Source organism: Flavobacterium pectinovorum, assembly GCF_022802975.1.
In the GTDB taxonomy this organism is placed as follows: domain Bacteria; phylum Bacteroidota; class Bacteroidia; order Flavobacteriales; family Flavobacteriaceae; genus Flavobacterium; species Flavobacterium pectinovorum_B.
Genome location: NZ_JAFEVZ010000039.1, coordinates 1 through 759, shown reverse-complemented (window position 1 = coordinate 759; position 759 = coordinate 1). Strand labels below are relative to the sequence as shown.

Below are 759 nucleotides of genomic sequence, written 5' to 3'. Positions count from 1 at the left end.
TAATTCAAGTTGCTAGTTTGGATATCATAAAAAAACAAAGCAGAGGTTTAGTAAATTTGTTTTGCGAACCAATAAACCTCACCAATGCTTTGTAAAGACAAAATTATATCAATTTTTTGTTTAATAGATGATATTTTGCAAGGAATTAATCATGTTGAAGATGTAAGAAGGCAAGTTTCTGACAGCGAAATTATCTTGACAGCGATTGTATCTTCAACGAGTTTTTATGGTAATCATTGCTCTGCCATAAAGTTTATGAAGGAGTATGGATTTATACCCAATATGCTGGATAAAAGCAGATTCAACAGGCGATTACATAAAATAAGTAAACTTTTATATGAGCTGTTTGAGATTGTAAGTTCGTATTATAAAGACCTTTGTTGTGAATTGCATTATATCATAGATTCTTTTCCTGTTGCAGTCTGCAACAATATGAGGATTACAAACTGTAAGATTCTTAAAGATAAAAAATGGAGAGGTTACACCGCCAGTATGCGAAATTATTTTTATGGTGTTAAAGTGCAATTACTCACCACAAAAGATGGAATTCCAGTAGCTTTTCATTTTACACCAGGAAAAACAGGGGATGCAAAAGCATTAGGAAAAATGATTGATAAATTACCGGCAGAAGCTTCATTATATGGTGACAGTGCCTATACTGATTATGGGCTGGAAGATATTGCTTTGGAGAGAAAATGCATTTTATTAAAGATCCAGCGTAAATCAAACGCTAAGAGAATAGACACATTAAAGCAAAAA

Annotated in this window: 1 protein-coding gene; it reads left to right on the top strand. The window is 32.4% G+C overall.

The features are described 5' to 3' along the window. Positions 1-84: 84 nt before the first annotated feature. Positions 85-759, top strand: a 675-nt coding sequence (locus FLV_RS19900) for an IS982 family transposase (protein WP_243236500.1), incomplete at its 3' end; no start/stop codon positions are given.